10 protein-coding genes are annotated in these 19,448 nt (G+C 55.3%); 5 read left to right on the top strand and 5 right to left on the bottom strand.

Annotation, left to right across the window (positions count from 1 at the left end; all coding sequences use genetic code 11):
- The first annotated feature begins 2 nt into the window (after positions 1–2).
- From LH23_RS10650 to LH23_RS10630, 5 genes are all read left to right on the top strand, one after another.
- Positions 3–299 (top strand): hypothetical protein, encoded by a 297-nt coding sequence (locus tag LH23_RS10650; RefSeq protein ID WP_039290981.1) that lies wholly within the window; start codon positions 3–5, stop codon positions 297–299.
- A complete protein-coding gene (locus LH23_RS10645; RefSeq protein WP_039290979.1) occupies positions 292–765 on the top strand; it encodes a hypothetical protein in 474 nt (157 codons plus the stop codon). The genes LH23_RS10650 and LH23_RS10645 overlap by 8 nt, the downstream gene beginning before the upstream one ends.
- A 67-nt stretch (positions 766–832) precedes the next feature.
- A complete protein-coding gene (locus tag LH23_RS10640) occupies positions 833–7,825 on the top strand; it encodes a hypothetical protein (protein WP_156108023.1) in 6,993 nt (2,330 codons plus the stop codon).
- Between the two features lie 16 nt (positions 7,826–7,841).
- The gene (locus LH23_RS10635; protein ID WP_039290974.1) at positions 7,842–10,580 is read left to right on the top strand and encodes a glycosyltransferase; all 2,739 of its coding nucleotides are present in this window, start codon (positions 7,842–7,844) and stop codon (positions 10,578–10,580) included.
- Positions 10,577–11,311 carry a hypothetical protein gene (locus LH23_RS10630; RefSeq protein WP_039290972.1) on the top strand — a complete coding sequence of 245 codons (735 nt, stop codon included), beginning with the start codon at positions 10,577–10,579 and terminating at the stop codon, positions 11,309–11,311. Before LH23_RS10635 ends, LH23_RS10630 begins: the two co-directional genes overlap by 4 nt.
- A gap of 78 nt (positions 11,312–11,389) precedes the next feature.
- Here the strand turns inward: LH23_RS10630 and LH23_RS10625 are convergent, their stop codons facing one another.
- The 5 genes from LH23_RS10625 to ebgR form a co-directional block, all read right to left on the bottom strand.
- On the bottom strand, positions 11,390–12,823 hold the full coding sequence (locus LH23_RS10625) for an amino acid permease (protein WP_039290969.1): 1,434 nt from the start codon (positions 12,821–12,823) through the stop codon (positions 11,390–11,392).
- A 193-nt stretch (positions 12,824–13,016) separates the two neighbouring features.
- On the bottom strand, positions 13,017–14,450 hold the full coding sequence (locus tag LH23_RS10620) for an amino acid permease (RefSeq protein ID WP_039290967.1): 1,434 nt from the start codon (positions 14,448–14,450) through the stop codon (positions 13,017–13,019).
- A 93-nt stretch (positions 14,451–14,543) separates the two neighbouring features.
- The gene (locus LH23_RS10615) at positions 14,544–14,993 is read right to left on the bottom strand and encodes a beta-galactosidase subunit beta (RefSeq protein ID WP_008455981.1); all 450 of its coding nucleotides are present in this window, start codon (positions 14,991–14,993) and stop codon (positions 14,544–14,546) included.
- Positions 14,990–18,082: a beta-galactosidase subunit alpha gene (gene ebgA, locus LH23_RS10610; RefSeq protein ID WP_039290965.1), complete on the bottom strand. Its 3,093-nt coding sequence runs from the start codon at positions 18,080–18,082 to the stop codon at positions 14,990–14,992. The genes LH23_RS10615 and ebgA overlap by 4 nt, the downstream gene beginning before the upstream one ends.
- A gap of 176 nt (positions 18,083–18,258) precedes the next feature.
- Positions 18,259–19,242, bottom strand: coding sequence for a transcriptional regulator EbgR (ebgR, locus tag LH23_RS10605; protein ID WP_039290961.1), 984 nt, complete (start codon positions 19,240–19,242; stop codon positions 18,259–18,261).
- Between the last annotated feature and the right edge of the window lie 206 nt (positions 19,243–19,448).

Genomic DNA, 19,448 nt, shown 5'->3' with positions numbered 1-19,448 from the left:
CGATGAAGTTAACACCCCACGTCGTCAACGACGTGATGAGTTGGTTAAACCAGAAATACGGCCTCGCTTTACCGCTGTTGCCGCTGGCGGGCTGGAGCCGTTCGGTGGTCGCCCTGTGGCAAAAAGCGGTCAATAAATTGCCCGATGACGCGCCGCTACCGCAAAGCATTGACGTCGAGGGCGACTGGCAGCCGCTTTCAGGCAGCCGTTTTACCGTGACTCAGATTCGGATTGTCATTCGCCAGTCCGATACAACCGGCAGTACCCCTTCAATCACAAGAGGAACGCAAGATGACTAGATTGGCGGTGGTGGGCTCTCCTCCCACAAATCCTATTACGGTAGCGATCAGCAGCTCCTTTCTTATCAATGGGCAGTCGGTGGCGATCAGCAGCCAGGATATCGATAACGTCAAGAAAGGGATTAACTTCCAGCTCGCGCAGCCGGTGACGCTGGGCAGTATCAATAACTTTCTCGACTGGCTAAAAGACACCTTTGGCGTGCCGCTGACCTCGAAGGATCTGGGAGATATGATCAACAAGCTCCCGGACTCACCGCTGGTCATCAAAAACATCAAAGATGCGCTAAACGGAATTCTGGCTGCCGCCATCACGATAACCGTACTGTCGGTCAATACCGCCAGCGGTGAGTACCGCTTTGGCGTCACCATGACGCCACAGACCCCGATCAACATCCTGAATGTGTTGAGCCTGGAGACCATCGGCGTGGAAATCGGTTCAGTAGAAACTGTGCCGACCAGCCCGTAAGCCGAGGTTTGGTCGTTCTGACTTGCAGAGAATCTAATCCCCACATCCACTCACTGATGGGCCGATCATGACTGATATCATTCTAAAAATTACAGGGAGCGCCTTTAAGGTGCCTATGGACGTCGCCCTGCGGGTGGCTGGCGGGCCAGTCTCGTTTTCGCTTAGTACCGCCGAGCCTATCTCCCTGAATGATATCTGGGATCTGTTCAGTAGCCAGTTGAAAACAGTGATTGGAACGGGCCTGCCAGAGATCCCCCCCGGACCATGGCAGAAGATAATGGACGTGGGGATTATTCCCTCGCTGTGGGTCACGCCAGATCGTAGCACTGGCAATACAAGCTCGTTTTTACAGCTCACGCTTGCAGAAGAATTGCGCCTCGGAACGCACTATAACGCCGGGCCTTTTGACATCACTATCGAGCCGGATATTACGATTCTCGGCCTGATGATCGGCTACGACGGCGCAGGCGACGGCTTGACGGTAAAAGCACGCATCAAAACCACGGTCAGCAGCGGTAATACACTGCTCGCAACGGGCAGCCCGACGCCAGAAAAAAGCAAAGAACAGCTGGTGAATTTCCCCTTCCCGCTGCCCGCCCAGAACTCTCTCTCTTCATTCGAGTTGAACTACCTTGGGATTGGCCAGCGAGTTGGCCCTACGGTGAAACTTCCTGCCAGCGGCAACCCGATGGAGATCATTTTTAATCAGCTGGAAACGCAACTGGTGGGCAGCGATCCCGAAACCATTATTACCGAGCTGGCAAAAACATTTTACAAACCGGATCGCGATTGGTTTATCGCGGCGGATATGCGGCTGCGCGAGCTGCGTCTGCGGATGCTGTTTAACGATCCGGCGATGTATGGTCTCGAAATCAGCATTCCGATGACCAGCCCACCGTCGTTTTTCAGCGGCCTGCTGTTTGAAATCCTCTACCAAAAACTGGGGCCTAATCTGGGGGTCTACTACGGCGCGCTGAGCCTGCCTTACGGCATGAGACGGATTCCGCTGGAAGGGTTTATTCTCATCCTGCCCGGTTTTTCCGCCTGGATTTATACCAATGGCGACTTCCGCATTAACGTCGGCTGGCCGGTCACGCCGAATAACGCTATCGGCGTTTCTTTCGATATTCTTACCGGCTGGGCGGGGTTCTACTTTGCCAAATTACGCAGTGGCGATAACCCCGGCGCGCTGCCGAGCGTCAACTACAACCCCATCCTTGAATTTGGTATCGGCGTCGCGGTCACGGCCGGGATCAGTATTAATGCCGGGCCTCTCAGCGCCAGTCTGGAGGTCAATCTCTCCGCCAGTTTCCAGGGCCTGCTGGCGTGGAAAGCCAGCGGGAGCTCGATAGCCAATAAGCCGGATCACTACTGGTTCGCCGGCAGCGCGTCAATTTCCGTCGTGCTGCAGGGCTGTGTCGATTTGGCTATCATCAAAGCCTCTGTACTGGTCAGTTTCAGCGTCAGCGCTGGCGTTGCCTTTGAATGCGGTTATCAGACGATAATCCCGATTGCCGCTTCGGTAAGAGTCAGCGTGTCGCTGAAAGTGGTGTTCTTTACTATCCATCTTTCATTCCACACCACCGTCCACCACACGTTTCATATCGGTAAAGGGACACCGGCCTCGCTCAACGGCCCTCTTGCGCCAGGACTAAGTCCATTATCAAACGATTCGCAGGAATGGCAGGCGCTGTTCTCACGCGCCAAATCGCTGGCCGCGCTGCAGCGTTCCCAACTGTTCGATACGCTTCGCCCGCTGCACGACGTGCGCGAACCTCCGCGTTTTCGTGCCGCACCGGCACCCTGGATGCGCTGGCAGACCGATGACGCCACGCAGGTTGAGCTTGAGGTGATTTTTGTTTTACAGCCTACGGTTGTGTGGCAGGAGACACAGCCGCCCGCCGTCAATCTGATTGCCACGCTGGTGATGGATTGCCCTTCGCCAGGCCAGCCACCGCTGGCTTCACCAGCGACCGCCAGCGGTTACGAAGAGATGATCATTCGCCTGGTGAAATGGCTGCTGACTTTCGCGCCGGATAGCGGCGGAGATCAACCGCTGTCAGCCACGCTGCAGCAGGTGGCCGATATGCTCGGCAACGGCAGCGCCCAGCCTGGCCCAGTGTTCGGCGGCAGAAAGGGGTTCCTTGACAAACTGAACGCCTTTTTTGCCTCTCGTCTGCGTTTCATCGTCCGCGGGCTGGATGCCGGAAAAGTGCCCTTTGATACGGCGGCAATGCTGCCAATGTTTGACGCATTACATCTGCAGGCCAGCGGCATAGACATTGATTTCTCCCGCTTCAATCTGACCCCAAATAACTACACGGATGCGGTAAAAATCTATTTTGATAATGTCGGCCTGGTAGGGCCGGCCCTCCCGGACGGCAAACAGAAGGCCAGCCTGCGGGCCTCCGATACCCCGCCCGACGGCCCAAGTATGGCCAGCTATTTGTTCGGCGACTATTTCCTGATGATCGCGCGCTACACCCTCTCGACCCTGATTGAGGATGCAAAGCAGTACGAGAAGCAGCAGGAGACCGCACTCCGCCGCTGGGCCAAGCGTGCGACATTGGCCGGTATGGATGCGCAAAATCCGCTAATCGCTCAGGATGCGCAGGATCTCGCCTGGCTCACAGATAATCCGACAAAGGAACTCAGCGAACTGCTCGACAAGCTGGCGTACTGGAGCATCGCCGGGTTTGGCTCACGCTATTTGATGTCCGGCCTGCAACTGCCCGATCCGTCGCACATTCCGCCAGTCGTCACGCCAGAAAATATCACCAGCCTGCCAACCTCTTCGCTGTATGTGCTTTCCGGGCAACAGTTTGCCGTCAGCGGCAGCCCACAGGATGCGCAGGCCACGCTCAGTTTTACCCCCGGCCTCGAGGTCGACTGGCTGCGTTTTGGCAACGGAAGCCCACAGAACGCCACCACTCAGTTCACGGTGCCAGCAACGTTACCGAATAACCCCGATCCTCACTGGATTTTTGACGCCACACCTGCGTCACCTGCGCCGGTCGCCCCCGGTACACTGCTGATTCAGCCCTTGCCCGGCGCTATCGCGGCTCCGCTCGGGTATCAGTTGAAAAACAGCCTGGCCTGGCAAAGCCCGGACGCGCTGCGCACGCTGTTTATTTTCCCGCAGCCGCTGCTTAACCGCCTGCAAACGCTGGCCGGTGACTCCCTACGCCTGGTGCCTGAAGCCAGCAGTTATGATGCTGACACGGACGATGCGCCAATCAATGCATTTGCCTCGCTGCAAATCCGCCTGTCGCTGACACAGGTGGCCACGCCCCGGGGCAAAACGCCAGGTTCGCCTGCATCACCAGACCATGCAAAGACAGCGCCGATCTATCAACTGAACGGCACCGATGAAACAACCCGCGAGCTTATCTATCAGGCGCTGCAAAACGCCGATCTTTCCAATGCATCACTGCGTCTGCTTTACCTGCCACCGGGTAAATCTGAATGGGTATCAGACACGCTTTCGCCGGATGTCCTGCTGGCGAAAATGAACCTGTCGACCCTGAATCAGGTCGCGCAGGTTAGCCAGATGCATACGATGATGCGGGCTACTTTTACCCCCGACAGCGATACCGCACGCCTGAGTGATGTAGAGAATTTCCTGCAGCTCGTCTGGGAACTGAGCGTCGTACGGGCGCCGGGTTATTACCTTTATTACCAGACTACAGATGGTCAGGGATTACCGGATTCGCTGTTCGCAGATACCGCGGCGTCAAACAGTTCCCCTAATGATCCAAACCAGCAGGCCGTGGACGGTACTTCCGCCGGCACTGCCGATTTTATGATCGTCGTTGATTTTGACACCCAGCCTGCCGGGACGCTGGTGCTGGCGTCATACCACAACAGCCTCTGGATAACGGCCCAGCACGATCTCGCCGCCCTGAACTGCCGGGCATATGACAGTGCCGGAACGCCGCTGTATGTCTGGCAATCCACGCTTGCACCTGGAAATATTGGCTTTACCGCCAGCTGGACACCGGCTGGCGATACATCTCCGACGGCAACAATCCCGGTGCATCATCTTTACCATTTGATGCAGTACCGTATTACTGAAGCCAGCCCGCAGTGGCGTGGTTCGGTGTGGAGCCTGCCGGTTGGCCCGACGGAAAACGGCGAAACCACTTCGCCAGCGGCCACATGGCAGCTTCAACAGCAGGTGCCACTTCTGCCGTTCAGCGGGCTTCCAGGCACAAACCCTTATGCGCTTATCGGCCAGACGGTGAATCTGGCATTCCGTCTGTGTGATATGTATGGCAACCCGCTGACCGAAGGGCACAGCGACAGCTTTACGCCGCTCTACAGCGACCCGCTGATTGCGCTGGGAGAATGGCCTGGGCTGCAGAGCACTTTCTTCTTTGTGCCGGGCACCGCACAAAGCGCCTGTCTGCAAATCCAGCTGGCCTTTAACCCGGATATCGTTGACAGCGCGGCATCTCAAGGCAGTGACCCTCGCGAACAGTGGCGCAGAATGGGGGATAAATACCGCCGCATTTGCCAGCAGTTGACGGACGATGGAACCCAATATGCCCTGACCTGCAGTCTGATTCAGGGGGCGATACCGGGTGATTTACAAAGTCCTTTGCTGACGGCAGCGCAACAGATTCTGGACTATATAAATGCCCAGGCGACAGGCAGCCCGGCACATTATTCTCCCGACGGCGAAATGCAGTGGTCGCTGGATTTCACCATTCCGTTTACCCTGCTGGCTCAGCAGCAACACGATATCGTGGCGATTGGCGTCAGCGCCCGCGCCTGGCGCGATCCCGCTCGCGTCGACAGCAACGTCTCGCAAAAGCTGCCGCAGACCATTGAGGTTATCTACCCGCTACTGGCACAGCTTTCGCCAGAGGCCAGCCCACAGCATGATGGCGGAAATATCACGCCTTTTGCCCGCAGTTTCGAGCAGGCTTTCTGCAACATTGACGGTAAGGGAGGCCAGCTCAAACTGGCGCAGCGCGCCGGGGCCCAGGTCGGTGATAGCGGTGATGCCTCCCAGGATCTGTGGTCGGTCCGCTTCGCCAGCAGCCTCGGATTCACCGCGCAATTCGCCAACGATCCACGCTATTTTGCGCTGCGCCCTCTGAATACCAGCCCACGTAACAGCCTCGTGGACGGCGTTCAGTACAACGACGTCGATATGGATGCATGGGCAAAAAGCTTCTTCAACGCCTTCGATACCGTGATGTCTCCACAGATGGGCGTGGCGATTGCCAGGCTTGATGCTGACAGTTACAACCAACTGATGCATGCCAGGCAGTTGCTGGCAAAATCGATTCCTTTCGGGCTGGTGTCGGTGCTGCAAAAAGATATCGACCACGGCGGCGATGTTAATGCCGCGCAGAAGAGGCTGGAGCAGGCGCTGCTGGAAAACCTGTCGAGTGCTTACACTGTGTCGACGATTGTCCAGTTCCCAGCCGAGGTTGAGGTTAATGGAATCGCCGATGACACCAGCCCCCAGAAAGCCCCGCAGCTGTACGGCATTCTGCAACAGCCCGCGTCAGGTTCACCGCTCCAGGCAGGCAATAGCAACAATCTGTATCAGTTTACGCCAGTGACGCTGGACCTGGCTTCCGGCACACAATGGGCCACCAGCCTGCTGACGGTGGCGAAACCGGGCGATCAATCCTTTATTTCGCTCCCGCTGGAATACCAGGTCAGCTACCTGCAGCACGATTTTGCCGTGAGTGAAGAGCAGCAAGGCTACATCCCCAGCGCCTGGCTTAAATTCGTGCTCCCGGACACCTCACCGCTGACGATGCCGATCACCGATCTCACCTCGCCTGCAAACAACGTTGTGATCCCGATTCCGCTGCCGTTTGAGCCCCCCTTGCCGGTATTAGCTTCACAGCAGGGTCTGGGCGTCGCGATGCATTCCCCCGCCGGCAGCCCTGGTTCACTGGCTGATGAAATCGCCCAGGCGTTGCAGTGGTGTTATCAGACTCAGCTTTCGCTGGATCTGCAGGATCAGGATGATTTTTATTTTGACGTCGAACGTAACGTGCTGGCCCGGCAGCCGCTGAAGCTGAACCACCATCAGCAAACCGGCCCAATCCTGGATGGTCTTTTCGCCGCGCTGGCGCATTTTACCGAGGCCTGGCCGGCCCTGGCACCAAAGCTGGAAAGCCTGTTGCAGTCGTCCAGTAGCTCAGATTCTCCCGCCCCGGATGCCGACGCGATTCTGCAGGAGTTCTGCACGTTGACCTGCGGCATTGCCACAAGCTGGCCGACTAACTGGCATCAGCCTATGTCCCTGATGGCTGATGTGCGCGAAATCGATCACTTCTGCCTCAGTTTCAGCGGCAAAACGCTGCAGCTCCGTGGCCGCACGGATAACGGCGGGCAGAACCCGGCTATCTGGCCCACGTTGCAACTGACGGGGAATGTCCAGTGGGCACCAGACCGTAGCAAAGCCACAAGACAGGGTGAATGGTGGCAAATCAGCTACACGCTAAAACAACGACCGGATTTCACCACCACGGTGCTGCGCTGGGAACCGCTGGCTATTCTTAGCTGCCAGAGCATCCAGTTCTCCGCCTGGAGCGTTCGCAACGACGAACTGGTGAGTGACGAACAAACGAACACTTTATTCATCTATCAAACCGATACGCTGCGCTTCCCCGACGTAATGATTCCTCTGATTGAACGGGATAGCCTGCCAGCGGTTCACGTTGGGGCAATTAGCCTCGATGTCCTGCAGCAGATGATCCAGCAGATCATCACGCCGCTAACCAAAGTGGGTAATTTGGGCATCGATCCGGTGATTAATTTGCAGGTGAATTACGCCTGGCCACTGCGTCCCGGCTCGGATCTTCTGGTGGAGTCCCCGGTGCTGATGCTTAACGCGCTGGAAATAAATAATACGTCACCGCAGCCCCTTGCCGACCAGATTGCGGCAGAAGTCTGGCAGTGGTATCAGCACGCCGCGCTGCAGCCCTCAACGGCGGCCAGGATGTCCTTCGCCCTGACCCTGTTTGGCTCCGTCGACGGCCAGCAGTTACCGCTGGTGCAAATCAACAATATCCCCGTGATTTTTGGCTGAGAAACAAGGAAATCCGATGGAAAGTGCCCAGTCGCTATTTCAACCGCCCGCCCTGCCGGCAAACTTCGCGGACTATTATCAGCGCCACGCCGGCGAAACGGTGCTGGTGTGCGGCTGCGGTAACTCCCTTAACCAGCTGCACGACGCGGAGCACTTCCTGACCATTGGCGTAAACGACATTGGCCGTAAATTTCATCCGGATTATCTGGTCGTGCTCAACTCACGCCATCAGTTCACCCCCGAGCGCTTTGCTCATATCGAGCAATCGCAGGCGAAAGCGATATTCAGCCACCTTGCGCTGGATTTTGCGCATCCGGGGATGGTGCGTTTCATGCTGGGGCAATACGGCGGCGTGGAGATAAACGACCGCCATTCGTTGCCCTACACCCGTAACTCCACCTACGTTGCGGCGTGCCTGGCCATGTTCATGGGCGCTAAACGTGTCGGTTTTATCGGCATGGATTTCACCGATCACCACTTCTTCGCACAAACGGGGCGTCACTCGCTCAGCCCTGAACTGCCGAGAATTCGCCAGGAGTACGCCCGACTGGTCGATGCCGCCGCACGTCACGGCGTGGAGCTGGTCAACCTCAGTCAACAGAGTGCGGTCGATACCTTACCGTACCAGCCGCTTTCCGCTTTCAGCCACCAGGCAAAAAGCACCAAATCCCTGAATATCGTCTCTTATGCCACCACGCCAGTTGTCGGAGTGCCCAAACTGTTGAGCGAGTGCATTGAGCATTGCACCCCGCATCGGTGCCGCACCGTATGGGCGACAAATCACTATGGCAATGGCGTGCGGTTTGAGCGTGAAGTGGAGTGGGAAAAGCAGCCGGATATCGCCTGCGCCCTGCTGGAGACGGCCGATCTGCTGATCGTGCATAACGGTTTTACCGCGCCGCAGCACAAGGCATTGCTGGCGAATAAACCGGTGATTACCCTCGCCCATAATTACATCAGCAATGTCGATCGACAGTTTGTCGCGCGCGGTATGCCAGGGCTGGTGGTAGCGCAGTATCAGGCCTCGCTGGAAGAATTCGCCCAGTGGCAGGCGGTACCGAACCCGGTGCCACTGTGGAATCCGCTCTTTGACGATGCCGAAAAAGAGGCCACGGTGACCATTGCTTACACGCCGAGCGTGAAACATGACGAGTACCCGGCCAATCATCGTTTGTACTGGCACGGCAAAGGTTACCAACGAACAATGGCTATCCTGAGGCGACTGGCACAGCGCTATCCGCTACGCCTGTTGACGCTGGAAGCCGGGCAGGTAGATTTTACACAATCGATGGAGATGAAACGCCGCGCCCATATCGTTATCGATGAGTGTGTCACCGGCAGCTACCATCGCAACAGCCTGGAAGGCCTGGCGGCAGGTGCGGTCGTGGTTAACGGTTTGGGGCTGAAACCCGACATCGCCGCCGTTTTACAGCGCTGCACCCCTGACGCCAGCTCCCCTTTTGTTTGCGCCAGTCTGGATACGCTGGAAAATGTCCTCAGCGAGCTGATAGAACTTGGCGCACAGCACCTGCGCGAGCGAGGCTTGCAAAACCGGGCCTGGCTACAACAACACTGGGATTTTGCCGAGCAGTGGCCGCAATTCTGGTTACCGGCGATACAGGCTCTGTTGGGTAATACACATTCTTCTCTGCCTCCACGAGCGCCGCTACTTCACCACGCGCCCGCCATGCCGCATCTGTCGGCTCCCGCAGAGCTAGATGAGGGTGTGAGCGTGATCGTGCCGTTCGCCGGAGAGCACCGGCTGGCGGCTTTGCAATGTATGTTAACCGGACTCAAACAGCAGCCTGACGTGCGCCGCGTGCTGGTCGTCGAATTGGATAACCAGCCTCATGCACAGGCCGTTGCGACGGAACTTGCCGACGATTACCTGTTCGCCTGTACATCATCGCCATTTAGCAAAGCGCGAGCCCTGAACATCGCCTTACCTTTTGTGCACACCCGCTACCTGCTGTGGCTGGATGCGGATTTGCTGCTGCCGCAAGATTTTATCCGCCTGGCCTGGCAGGAGTGCGAGAGGCGGCAACTCGACTGCCTGATCCCCTGGAGTACGATCAATTTCCTCAGCGAGGAAGAAAGCCGGCAGGTGCAGGCTGAACAACGTCGACCGGAAGCCTGTTCGCCGGTGTTCCAGCAACGTAGTGGCGCACAGGGTGGTGCCGTGCTGGCGCGGACTGATTTTGTCCTGCGCCACGGCGGCATGGATGAGACGTTTGTTGGCTGGGGGGGCGAGGATAATGCCTGGTTCCACAAGGCCAGCGTACTGGGCACCGCGGCCTTCACCCACGACACCGGGCGCCCACTTTGGCATCTTTATCATCCCCTGAGTGCCGGTTACTGTCGCCAGCAGGAACATATTGCCGCCAATCCGTATTACTCGCAGAACGTCCAGCGGCTGCAACAACTCCGCATGGTTCGCCATGGTGCAGCTTTCAGCCAGCACTTCCCGCCGCCCGCGAAGTACTCTGCCCCCTGGGACGGTAGCGTGACGATAGTTTGCCCGGCCGAGCACACCGTACTCGCACAGCGGCTTCACGCGATGTATGGCGAAGCGCTGCGCGTAGTGACACAGCCGGAGCAACAGGCGATTAGCCCCGCTTTATCCTCCCCAGATACTGCACCCGATATTCTCGTTGAGCAGGTGATCAAAGCCATTTGCACTCATCATGCACAGCGCGCCGCCAGCCCTGGGGCTGGCACTTTCCACGAAACATCAGTTACAGGAGCAACACGATGAATACCCGGTACTTTTTGCCCGCCAGCATCGCCGCACTGCTGTTTGCCTCCGTCAGTAACAGCTATGCCGACGATTTCTCCCAGGCCGCCGCCAAAATAGACAAAATAAAACCCAATATTCCTTATGCCTCCTTTTGCTCCGCCACCCCCAAAGGTGAGGATAAAATGGCCTGCCAGCTAGCCAGTATCCCTACGATTGCCCTGCTGGTTTGCCAGAATACCGACTATGACGGCAAGAGTTGCGAAACCTTGATTAAAGAGGAAGTTAGCAACCTGACAAAGGTGAAACAGTCCGGCCTGGCGACGGTCGATTTTCGCCCCGACCTGCTGGCGCCGCTCAACTGTGCCACTGAAAAAGCCAAAACCTGTACAGGCTACCTGGCCAGTTGGGTAAGCCAGGGGAAATTCGTCAACCTGGATGACGCTATCGAGGCAGGCACCATTGCGCAGGTGGCTGATGAGATAAAAAGTACTACCTCAGCAAGAGGGCTGGTAGCCACCCGCACGGACCTGCAAAAAATTGCCAGCTTCATGACGCCAGGAGCGGGTAAGTACAGCCGCATTTGCGATCTACAGGGCTTTTACCTGCGCAGCGGCGGTTTTTTGATTAATGATGTTCCGACCCTGTATGTCAAAACCACCCCCGCTCCGGCGTGCTGGGACGGAATGCCCGGCTGGCAAAAGTCGCTGGACGGCATTAACCAGTTGGTAAAACTCTTGAATGATAAGTGATCCCTGCCCCCGGCTATTCTGGCCGGGGGCAATCCAGCGTTTATTGAAGCCTGCGTCTGCTATTACGTGCCGTTGAGATCAGACCGAATGCACCACCGGCCTGGCTTCCTTTACTTGCTCTTCTGTGGTCAATCCTTTGATGTATCTGTTGTATTTCCACCATGCAAAACCAAGAAAGATAACGATCCCGCCGACGTTATAGAAAACGATCGTCAATATATTGCCGCCGGTTGGGAACGTGGAGGCGATAAAACCGACGGTGAAAATCGCAATGAGCATTGAGACGATGGCAATGCCGGTTCTTTGTGAGCCCATTTTAAAATCGCGCGGCAGGTGATCGTATTTACGGCGTAAATTCAGGTATGCCAGCATGATGAACAGCGGGGGTAGCATGGAAGCTGCAGCTGTCATATTGATTATGGTGTTCATTAAATCCTGGACGGTGCTGGAGCCGAGCATGGGAATAATCATCAGCGGGATCACGATCAGGAACTGAATCCAGGCGGCACGCGCGGGCACGCCGTTTTTATTTAGCGCCACGGTTTTCTCACCAAAAATACCGCCGGGGATTTCCGAGAAGAAAATTTTCACCGGCGTTGCCGTCCACATCAGCAGTGACCCAAACATTGCGGTAAATGACACCAGGCCAACGAAGCGGTTGACTACAATTTCCGGGAGGCCGAAGTAGACCGCCATGCCGTGGAATACCTGCACCGATCCCCCGGTAAATTTCAGCTCTTTGCTGCTGACAAAAACATTAATCAGCACCGAGGAGACGGAATACAGCACGCCGATAAATATTCCGGCCAGGATTATCACTTTCACAAAGGATTTTGACCCGCCTTTCACGTCGTTGACGTACACGGCCACTGATTCGGCCCCGCCCGCGGCCATAAATATCCAGGTTGTGATCCCAAGAAATGCCCAGTTAAAGTCAGGGATCATCGCCTCTACGGAGATGGGGTCTGCCGGTTGAATGCCGCCCACCAGCGCCACCCCTGACAATAAAATATAAGAGAGCGTCAGCAGTAGCATCAGGGAAGATGTCACCGAGGTGATTGGCCCCAGCATTTTTGCCCCATTGGTTGAAACCCACGTTGATAAGGCGAACAGCACCATGCTCAGCACCGTGGTGGCGACCGGCGTCAGCATGTATTCATACCCGAGGAACGCGTAGGACGCATAGGCGATAACACGCGGCAGCAGAGAAGTGAAAAAGAACAGGTTCACAAACCAATAAGTGTAAGCCGTAATAAAAGCCCAGCGCCCCCCCAGTGCGCTTTTCACCCAGGCATAGACCCCGGCTTCAGAGTTTTTATTCAGCGAAACAAACTCGGCGATGATCAAACAGAACGGAATGAAATAAAGCAGCGTGGCCAGGAAAAACATCGGCGCCGACGCTAACCCAAGCTCGATATTGTTATTAATGACGTTATTAAAACTATACACGGCCGCGAACGTCAGGGAGAGCAGACCGAATTTACCGATAGTATTACGCTTTTTCTCAGACATAACACATCTCCACGCAGTCTTCAGGGCTGCGTTCTTTTGTAGGGAAGAGGACGTTAATTTTTAGAATTTATTTTGGTAAAAATTTAGTAAATCATCAGCTTGATTTAGCACGATCGCGTAAATGGCTGTACGGCGCACCGCGACGGGAAGGTGCATGTTTAGCCAGCCGCAAAACGGCTGGCCAGGGGCTGAATTATTTCGATGCTCGGGAGGCGAAATCAGGGCTGCTCTGCCGTTTTGCCTTCTGTTTATTCTCAAAGCGGCTGATCCACCACCAGGCCAGGCCCGAGAAGACCGCCGTCATAAAGACGTTAATAAAGAACGCGTTGACCAGATCGACCCCCGGTGGGAATGCCGAGGCGGTCATGCTGACGACAAAGATCAGCATCAACATGGAGACGACGCCCATCCCCACTTTTCTCGAGCCCATACGGAAATCTCGCGGTGTGTCGTCGTGCTTCCAGCGGAAGACGAAATAGGCCGCCATAATAAATATTGGCGGCAGCATGGCCGTGCCCGCAGTCAGGTTAATGGCCGTGTTCATCATTTGCTGCACGCTGGCAGAGCCGAAGCCATTAACGATGAGCATTAACAGCACGAAGACAAACTGCCACCAGGCTGCCCGAACCGGCACGCCGTGCTCATTCAGTTCGGTGGTTTTCTTGCCATAAATGCCTTCCGGAATTTCCGAGAAATGGATTTTGACCGGCGCCGCGGTCCACATCATCATGCTGCCGAAAATGGCAATAAACAGAATAATGCCGACAAATCGCCCCATTAGAGCTTCAGAAACATGGAAATACGCGCCCAGGCCGGTGAAGATTTCTACCATGCCGGCCGCATAGGTGAGATCTTCGCGCGCCACGAAAACGTTAACCAACAGCGAGCCCAGCGCGTACATGCCGCCAATCAGCACCCCGGCGGTAATGATCACTTTGATGAAGGATTTCTGGCCCCCTTTGGTGTCATTCAGATACGCCGCGACGGTTTCCGCCCCACCTGCCGCCTGGAAAATCCAGCACATGATGCCGAGGGTGGCCCAGTTAATGGTCGGGGCCATCGCTTCCAGGGTGATCGGCTGCGCAGGAACGTGCCCGCTCCCCAACGCCGTTAATGCCCCAACCACGTAGATAGCAAACAGCGCGAAGACGCCATAGGCCACGCACTCTGAGATTTTCCCCAGCCACGTCGCCCCTTTGGTCGAGATGTGAGTCGCCATCGCAAACAGCACAATCGAAATCAGCGAGGTGATCATCGGTGAGAACGGAATGGCGTAGCCCATGATGGCGTAGGAGGCGTAGGCCACCACGTTTGGCAGCAGTGACAGGAAAAAGAACAGATTCACAAACCAGTACAGAAACGACCCCAGATAGGCCGCCCGCGTGCCCAGCGGCTGTTTCAGCCAGGCATACATGCCTGATTCAGAATTTTTATTTGCCGAGACAAATTCGGCGATGATAAAGACAAAGGGAATGAAATAAACCACCGTCGCAAATAAGAAAATCGGCGCAGAGCTTAGGCCTAACTCAATGTTGTTATTGACGATGTTTCGTACGTTAAAGACCGCCGTAAACGCCATCGACAGCAGGGCAAACTTGCCTATTTTTGCCCGAATGGATGTGGACATACGTCCTCCGAAAATTCACATCCCCACCATGGGGAAGGTACAGGGAAAACCAGCGGGGTCTACCGCTGGCCGTGGTACGCATCGAAACTGGCGTTATTTATTAAGGAAATAGCCGTCTTCAATCGTGACTCTGAGGACCACTTTTTTTACCCACTCGTCGCTGATGAAACGGTAGGCTTCTTCGGGGTCGCAGATCACCATCTGCCCTTCGGTCACCGTCACAATGTCGCCGATGCCTTTCAGGTATTCCCGGTCGGTTTCGTCCCGGTAGCAGGCCACTGTTTTCAACTGCTCTTTCGGCGCAAACTCAATTTTTTGCCGCCCCTGCAGGTAGTAGTGCACGTCAAAATAGCGACGGCTCCCCACAAACAGCGCGTCGGTGCAGCTGTCGGTGCTCACCCGGTATGAGAGGGAATCGCCAATGGAATGGGCCACGCCGGGACGAATGTTGTCGACGTTATTGATGGCTTCCACGCAGCGCTGCCACTTCCGGCCGCTGTGATAGATCTGCTTAAACTGTTCTAAATTCTCGAGAACTCTCATTGTTCAGCCTCGCTATGTGAAACAGGAGAAAAGAAATCTGCACCGAAATCGTGATTAGCCAGTGCCTGCGAGGTGTTACGCCCACCTTCCAGCGGCAACAGCGTAAAACCGTAGCTGAAGGCGTCTAGCCACACGCGCCAGCTGTCCAGCACCTCGCTTCCCCAGGAGTTAGAGCCGAGTCCTAGCAGCTGAGCGTCAAGGTTTAGCGTGATGTCGTCGCTGCGCTGCAGCTCATTGCAGTGCTGCGCGGCGTGCAGGTTTTCAGCGGTGTAATGCCAGGCACTGAAGTTGACAGGCTGACGCGGCACCACCAGCAGGCCGCTGCCGTGGCGATCGGTCAATGAAGCCCAGCGCACATGCTGGCGATTGCCGTTATTTTGTGGGAAGGGATAATTGACGAACATGTCGTCGACGGTGGTACGCCAGAGGTCAATGATGTTGCTTTGCTGGCTGTCGGCGTAGTTCTCGCCCGGCCCCCGGCCGTAATAATCCACCTGTTCAAACGCGCCGTTAATGCCTAACGTAAAGCCAATGCACGGCACGATATGCGGATAATCACCATATCGCTCGCCCTGAACTTCGACATTAATATGGCCTTGCGGGGTGACCTGCCAGCGGTAGGTACAGCGCATACCAAAATCAAATACCGGCGGGGCAATGATGGTCTGGGTTACGATCGTCACAGCATCGCCGTGCATTTCAGCGCTGAACCCGCGTAAATGCTCCTGCATAATCGGCAAATGTGCCGGTTGCCACAGCCCTTCGAATTCCTGCTTGTGGTTATCTATCATGGGCTTGAAGAAGTTAATCTTCGGCTCACGGGTCACCTGTTCGACCCCGTTGACCTGCCATGCCGTAAGCTTGCCGCTGAGTTTTGAGAACACAGCCTGGAAATTGTGGCCGATGACGCGATAGCTCAGGCGGTCGTCAACGATTTGCAGCGGCGTAGCGCTGGTATTGCAGTAGGGTACTTTTACCAGCGTGCTCGTTTTGAGCGGGAACTGATACACCGCAATCGGGTGGTTGGCCTCGCTGTAGAGCGTGCGGGAGTCTTTGGTCACGGTGATATTGACGAAGGTTTCGCGTTCATCGAGCATCGGCAATGTTATGGCCACATCGCGGCCGCTGTTGGCCGCCAGCCCCTCAACTTTTAGCCGCTGGCTGGAAAGTGTCTGGCCTTCGGCGCGAACTTCGACGTTCAGGGTGTAATCGTCCAGGTTTGAGAACCACAGTTTATTTTCAACGTGCAGCATGCCGCGCGGAAGATCTTCGGCCCGGACTTTAACTGGCGCAATGACCTGTTTGTACTCCTGTAACCCAGGCCCCGGCGTTTGATCTGAGAAAATCAGGCCGTCCAGACAGAAGTTATAGTTGTTAGGGTAATCGCCGTAGTCACCGCCGTAGTTGTACCGCACCGCCCCAGTTTCATCGGTGGCCTGAATACCGTGATCGCACCACTCCCAGACGTAGTGACCCTGAATACTTTCGTGCTGATAAAAGACATTCTGGTATTCCGTTAACCCACCGGGGCCGTTGCCCATGGCGTGGGCGTATTCACAGATTATGCGTGGCTTGGCATGGGGATATTCGCCAAACTCATTCATCAGCGGAACGCGGGTATACATGGTCGAGATAATATCGACGACCTCGGCATCACGATCCTCTTCGTAATGCACAAGCCGGGTGCCATCCAGCGCCTTTGTGGCGCGATACATCGCTCGGATGTTGCAGCCGTAGCCAGACTCATTTCCCAGTGACCAGATGATGATCGACGGGTGGTTCTTCTGGGCATGGACGTGACGCACAATGCGCTCGATGTAGATGTGCTCCCAGGCGGGATCGTCCGTGATGCGGCTCAGGTCACCGACGTTGGCAAAACCGTGCGATTCGACATCCGTTTCCGCCATGACGAACAGGCCATAGATGTCGCACAGCTCATAAAAGCGCGGGTCGTTTGGATAGTGTGCCGTTCGCACGGAGTTGATGTTGTACTGCTTCATCAACTGCAGATCTTTTTCAACGCGATCCATCCCCACGGCCCGACCTTTGAGGTGGTCATTGTCGTGGCGGTTAACGCCGTGCAGCATCACATACTGGTTGTTGATGTAGAAAAGGCCATCGCGCACCTTGATATCGCGGAATCCCACGCGCTGGGGAATGATTTCAAGCACCTCACCCATCGCATTTTTTAGCGTTATCACCAATTGGTATAGGTAAGGATTTTCCGCCGACCACTGCTGAGGTGCTTTAACGTCAATCGAAAAGTCGGTATTGCACTGCCGATCAACCGTTAAATGCTCTTTTACTCCGTGATAAAGCGCGGTGTCGCCATCAAACAAGGTGTATTCCAGCGTGGCTCCGGCAGCCTGAGCTGTGAGGTTTTCCAGCACCAACTGGCAGGCAAGCGTCGCATCGTGGTAGTCGTCGCTGAACTCGGTACGCAGTGTGAAATCCTGGACATGCAGGGAATGTTTCCCCACCAGGTAAACATCGCGGAAAATCCCCGCCGTCCACCACATATCCTGATCTTCAATATAAGTCGAGTCAGCCCACTGCATTACCCGAACGGACAGCAGGTTGTCGCCGGTTTTCACCGCCGCGCTAATATCGAACTCGGCCGCCAGGCGGCTCCCTTTGCTGAACCCTATGTACTGGCCATTCACGTAGACTTCAAAATAGGTTTCTACGCCATCAAATTTGATAATCGTCTGTTTATCCTGCCAGTTTTCGCCCAACGTAAACATGCGCTGGTACGCACCCGTCGGGTTATCCGTCGGCACAAACGGCACATCAATAGGGAAAGGAAAACCTTCGTCGGTATACTGCAACTGGCCGTGGCCCTCCATCTGCCACATTCCCGGCACGGTGATGGTGCCCCACTCCGCCATCAACGCTGAGCTAAATGTTTCCGGCACTAACAGCGGATTGGTAAAGAAGCGGAAGTTCCACTGCCCGCTGAGGGACAAAAATTGACTACTGTTTTCACGTACAAACGAACGGGCCTTCGCCAGTGAATCATAAGCGAAGAAATAGGCGCGCGGCGGCAGCCTGTTTTCATGAGTAAGTTGCAGATTTTCCCAGCGATTCATCTCGCCTCCCTGTACTGACTAAATAATTACGCTTAATTTTAGTAAAATTTTTACTAAATAAAACGATCAGGGGCGATTTGCTTTAACTCGATCACAAAATGAGCGTTGGGAACAGGGAGGTATCAACAGGTCAGAGAGGCTGCCGGAAAACGATTTTTCTCCGGCGTGTAAGGAAGCTAGAGCGTGGTACCACGTAGTTTAAGCACGCTGGGAACAAAGACATTGAGCGGCAGGGCTCGGCCATCACGGGCTTTTTCAACCAGCAGATTAACGCCCTGGCTGCCCATCATTTCGGAATGGATGCGCACCGTGGAAAGCGGTGGGAAGGTAAAACGTGCGGTGGGGATATCGTTCACGCTGATCAGCGAAATATCGTCCGGTATCTTTAGTCCGCGCTCATGAATGGCACGTAATACGCCAATCGCGATGGAATCAGATGCCACAAATAGCGCAGAGGGGTAATCTTCCTGGGCGAGCATCGCTTTTGCCAGTTCGTAACCCGATGAGCTTGAGAAACCACCGCGCCAGATGTCGCTCTCGGACACAACCCCCTTCAGGCGGCCATATTCAGCAAATGCTATCTCACGAATATCGGCTTTTCCCGGCCTATCCTGACCGCCAATAAAACCAATGCGCGACATGCCCCGGGCAATAAAGAAATCGATCACCTCTTTGGCAATCCGTACCAGATCAATGTCTACGGCATCGTACTGGCTGCCCGGCTCATGGAAGTCAATAAAGCAGAGATTATCGGTCATCGCGCGTAAGGTTTCGCGTGTCACGTCAGAAGGCTGGCCCACCACCAGGACGCCGGTCACCTTTTTCATCTCAGGCAGAGAATGCCCGAGATAACAATTCGTTAGTTCGATCCCAAGTTTCTCACATTGCATCTCAATACCGTGGCGAATAGCCAGGTAGTAGGGATCGTTTATTTCCAGGTCTTGCTGATAGCTGTAAAGTGCCAAAAAATGATGATGGCCAACGGGATTAGCCTGCATCCTGCGCGAACTGCTGGTTTTGTATTCCAGCTTTTCCGCTATTTCAAGGATCCGCCGCTTGGTCTCTTCTTTCACATTCAGGCTCGGGTCGTCATTCAACACCCGTGAAACCGTCGCCAGCGAGACGCCCGCCTCAACCGCAATGTCTTTCAATGTCGCCATCTTTTTCCCTATCGGACAAAGCTCTTTGTTTGCCACATAGTGTAAAGCAAGCCAGGGGACATGCATCTGTTTTTAGTAAAAATTAGCGGTTTTTACGTTCAAAATAGTCAGTGGATAAGGTAGTTGGAAGGTGCTTACGCCTTCCTTAGCTTATGCCCTGGTTTTGTTGAATAAACCAGCACCAGATAAAATATTAATGCTGGTTG

It is taken from the genome of Cedecea neteri, assembly GCF_000758305.1.
GTDB lineage: Bacteria > Pseudomonadota > Gammaproteobacteria > Enterobacterales > Enterobacteriaceae > Cedecea > Cedecea neteri_C.
The sequence above is the reverse complement of the archived record's forward strand: the minus strand, read 5'-3'. Positions and strand labels throughout refer to the sequence as shown.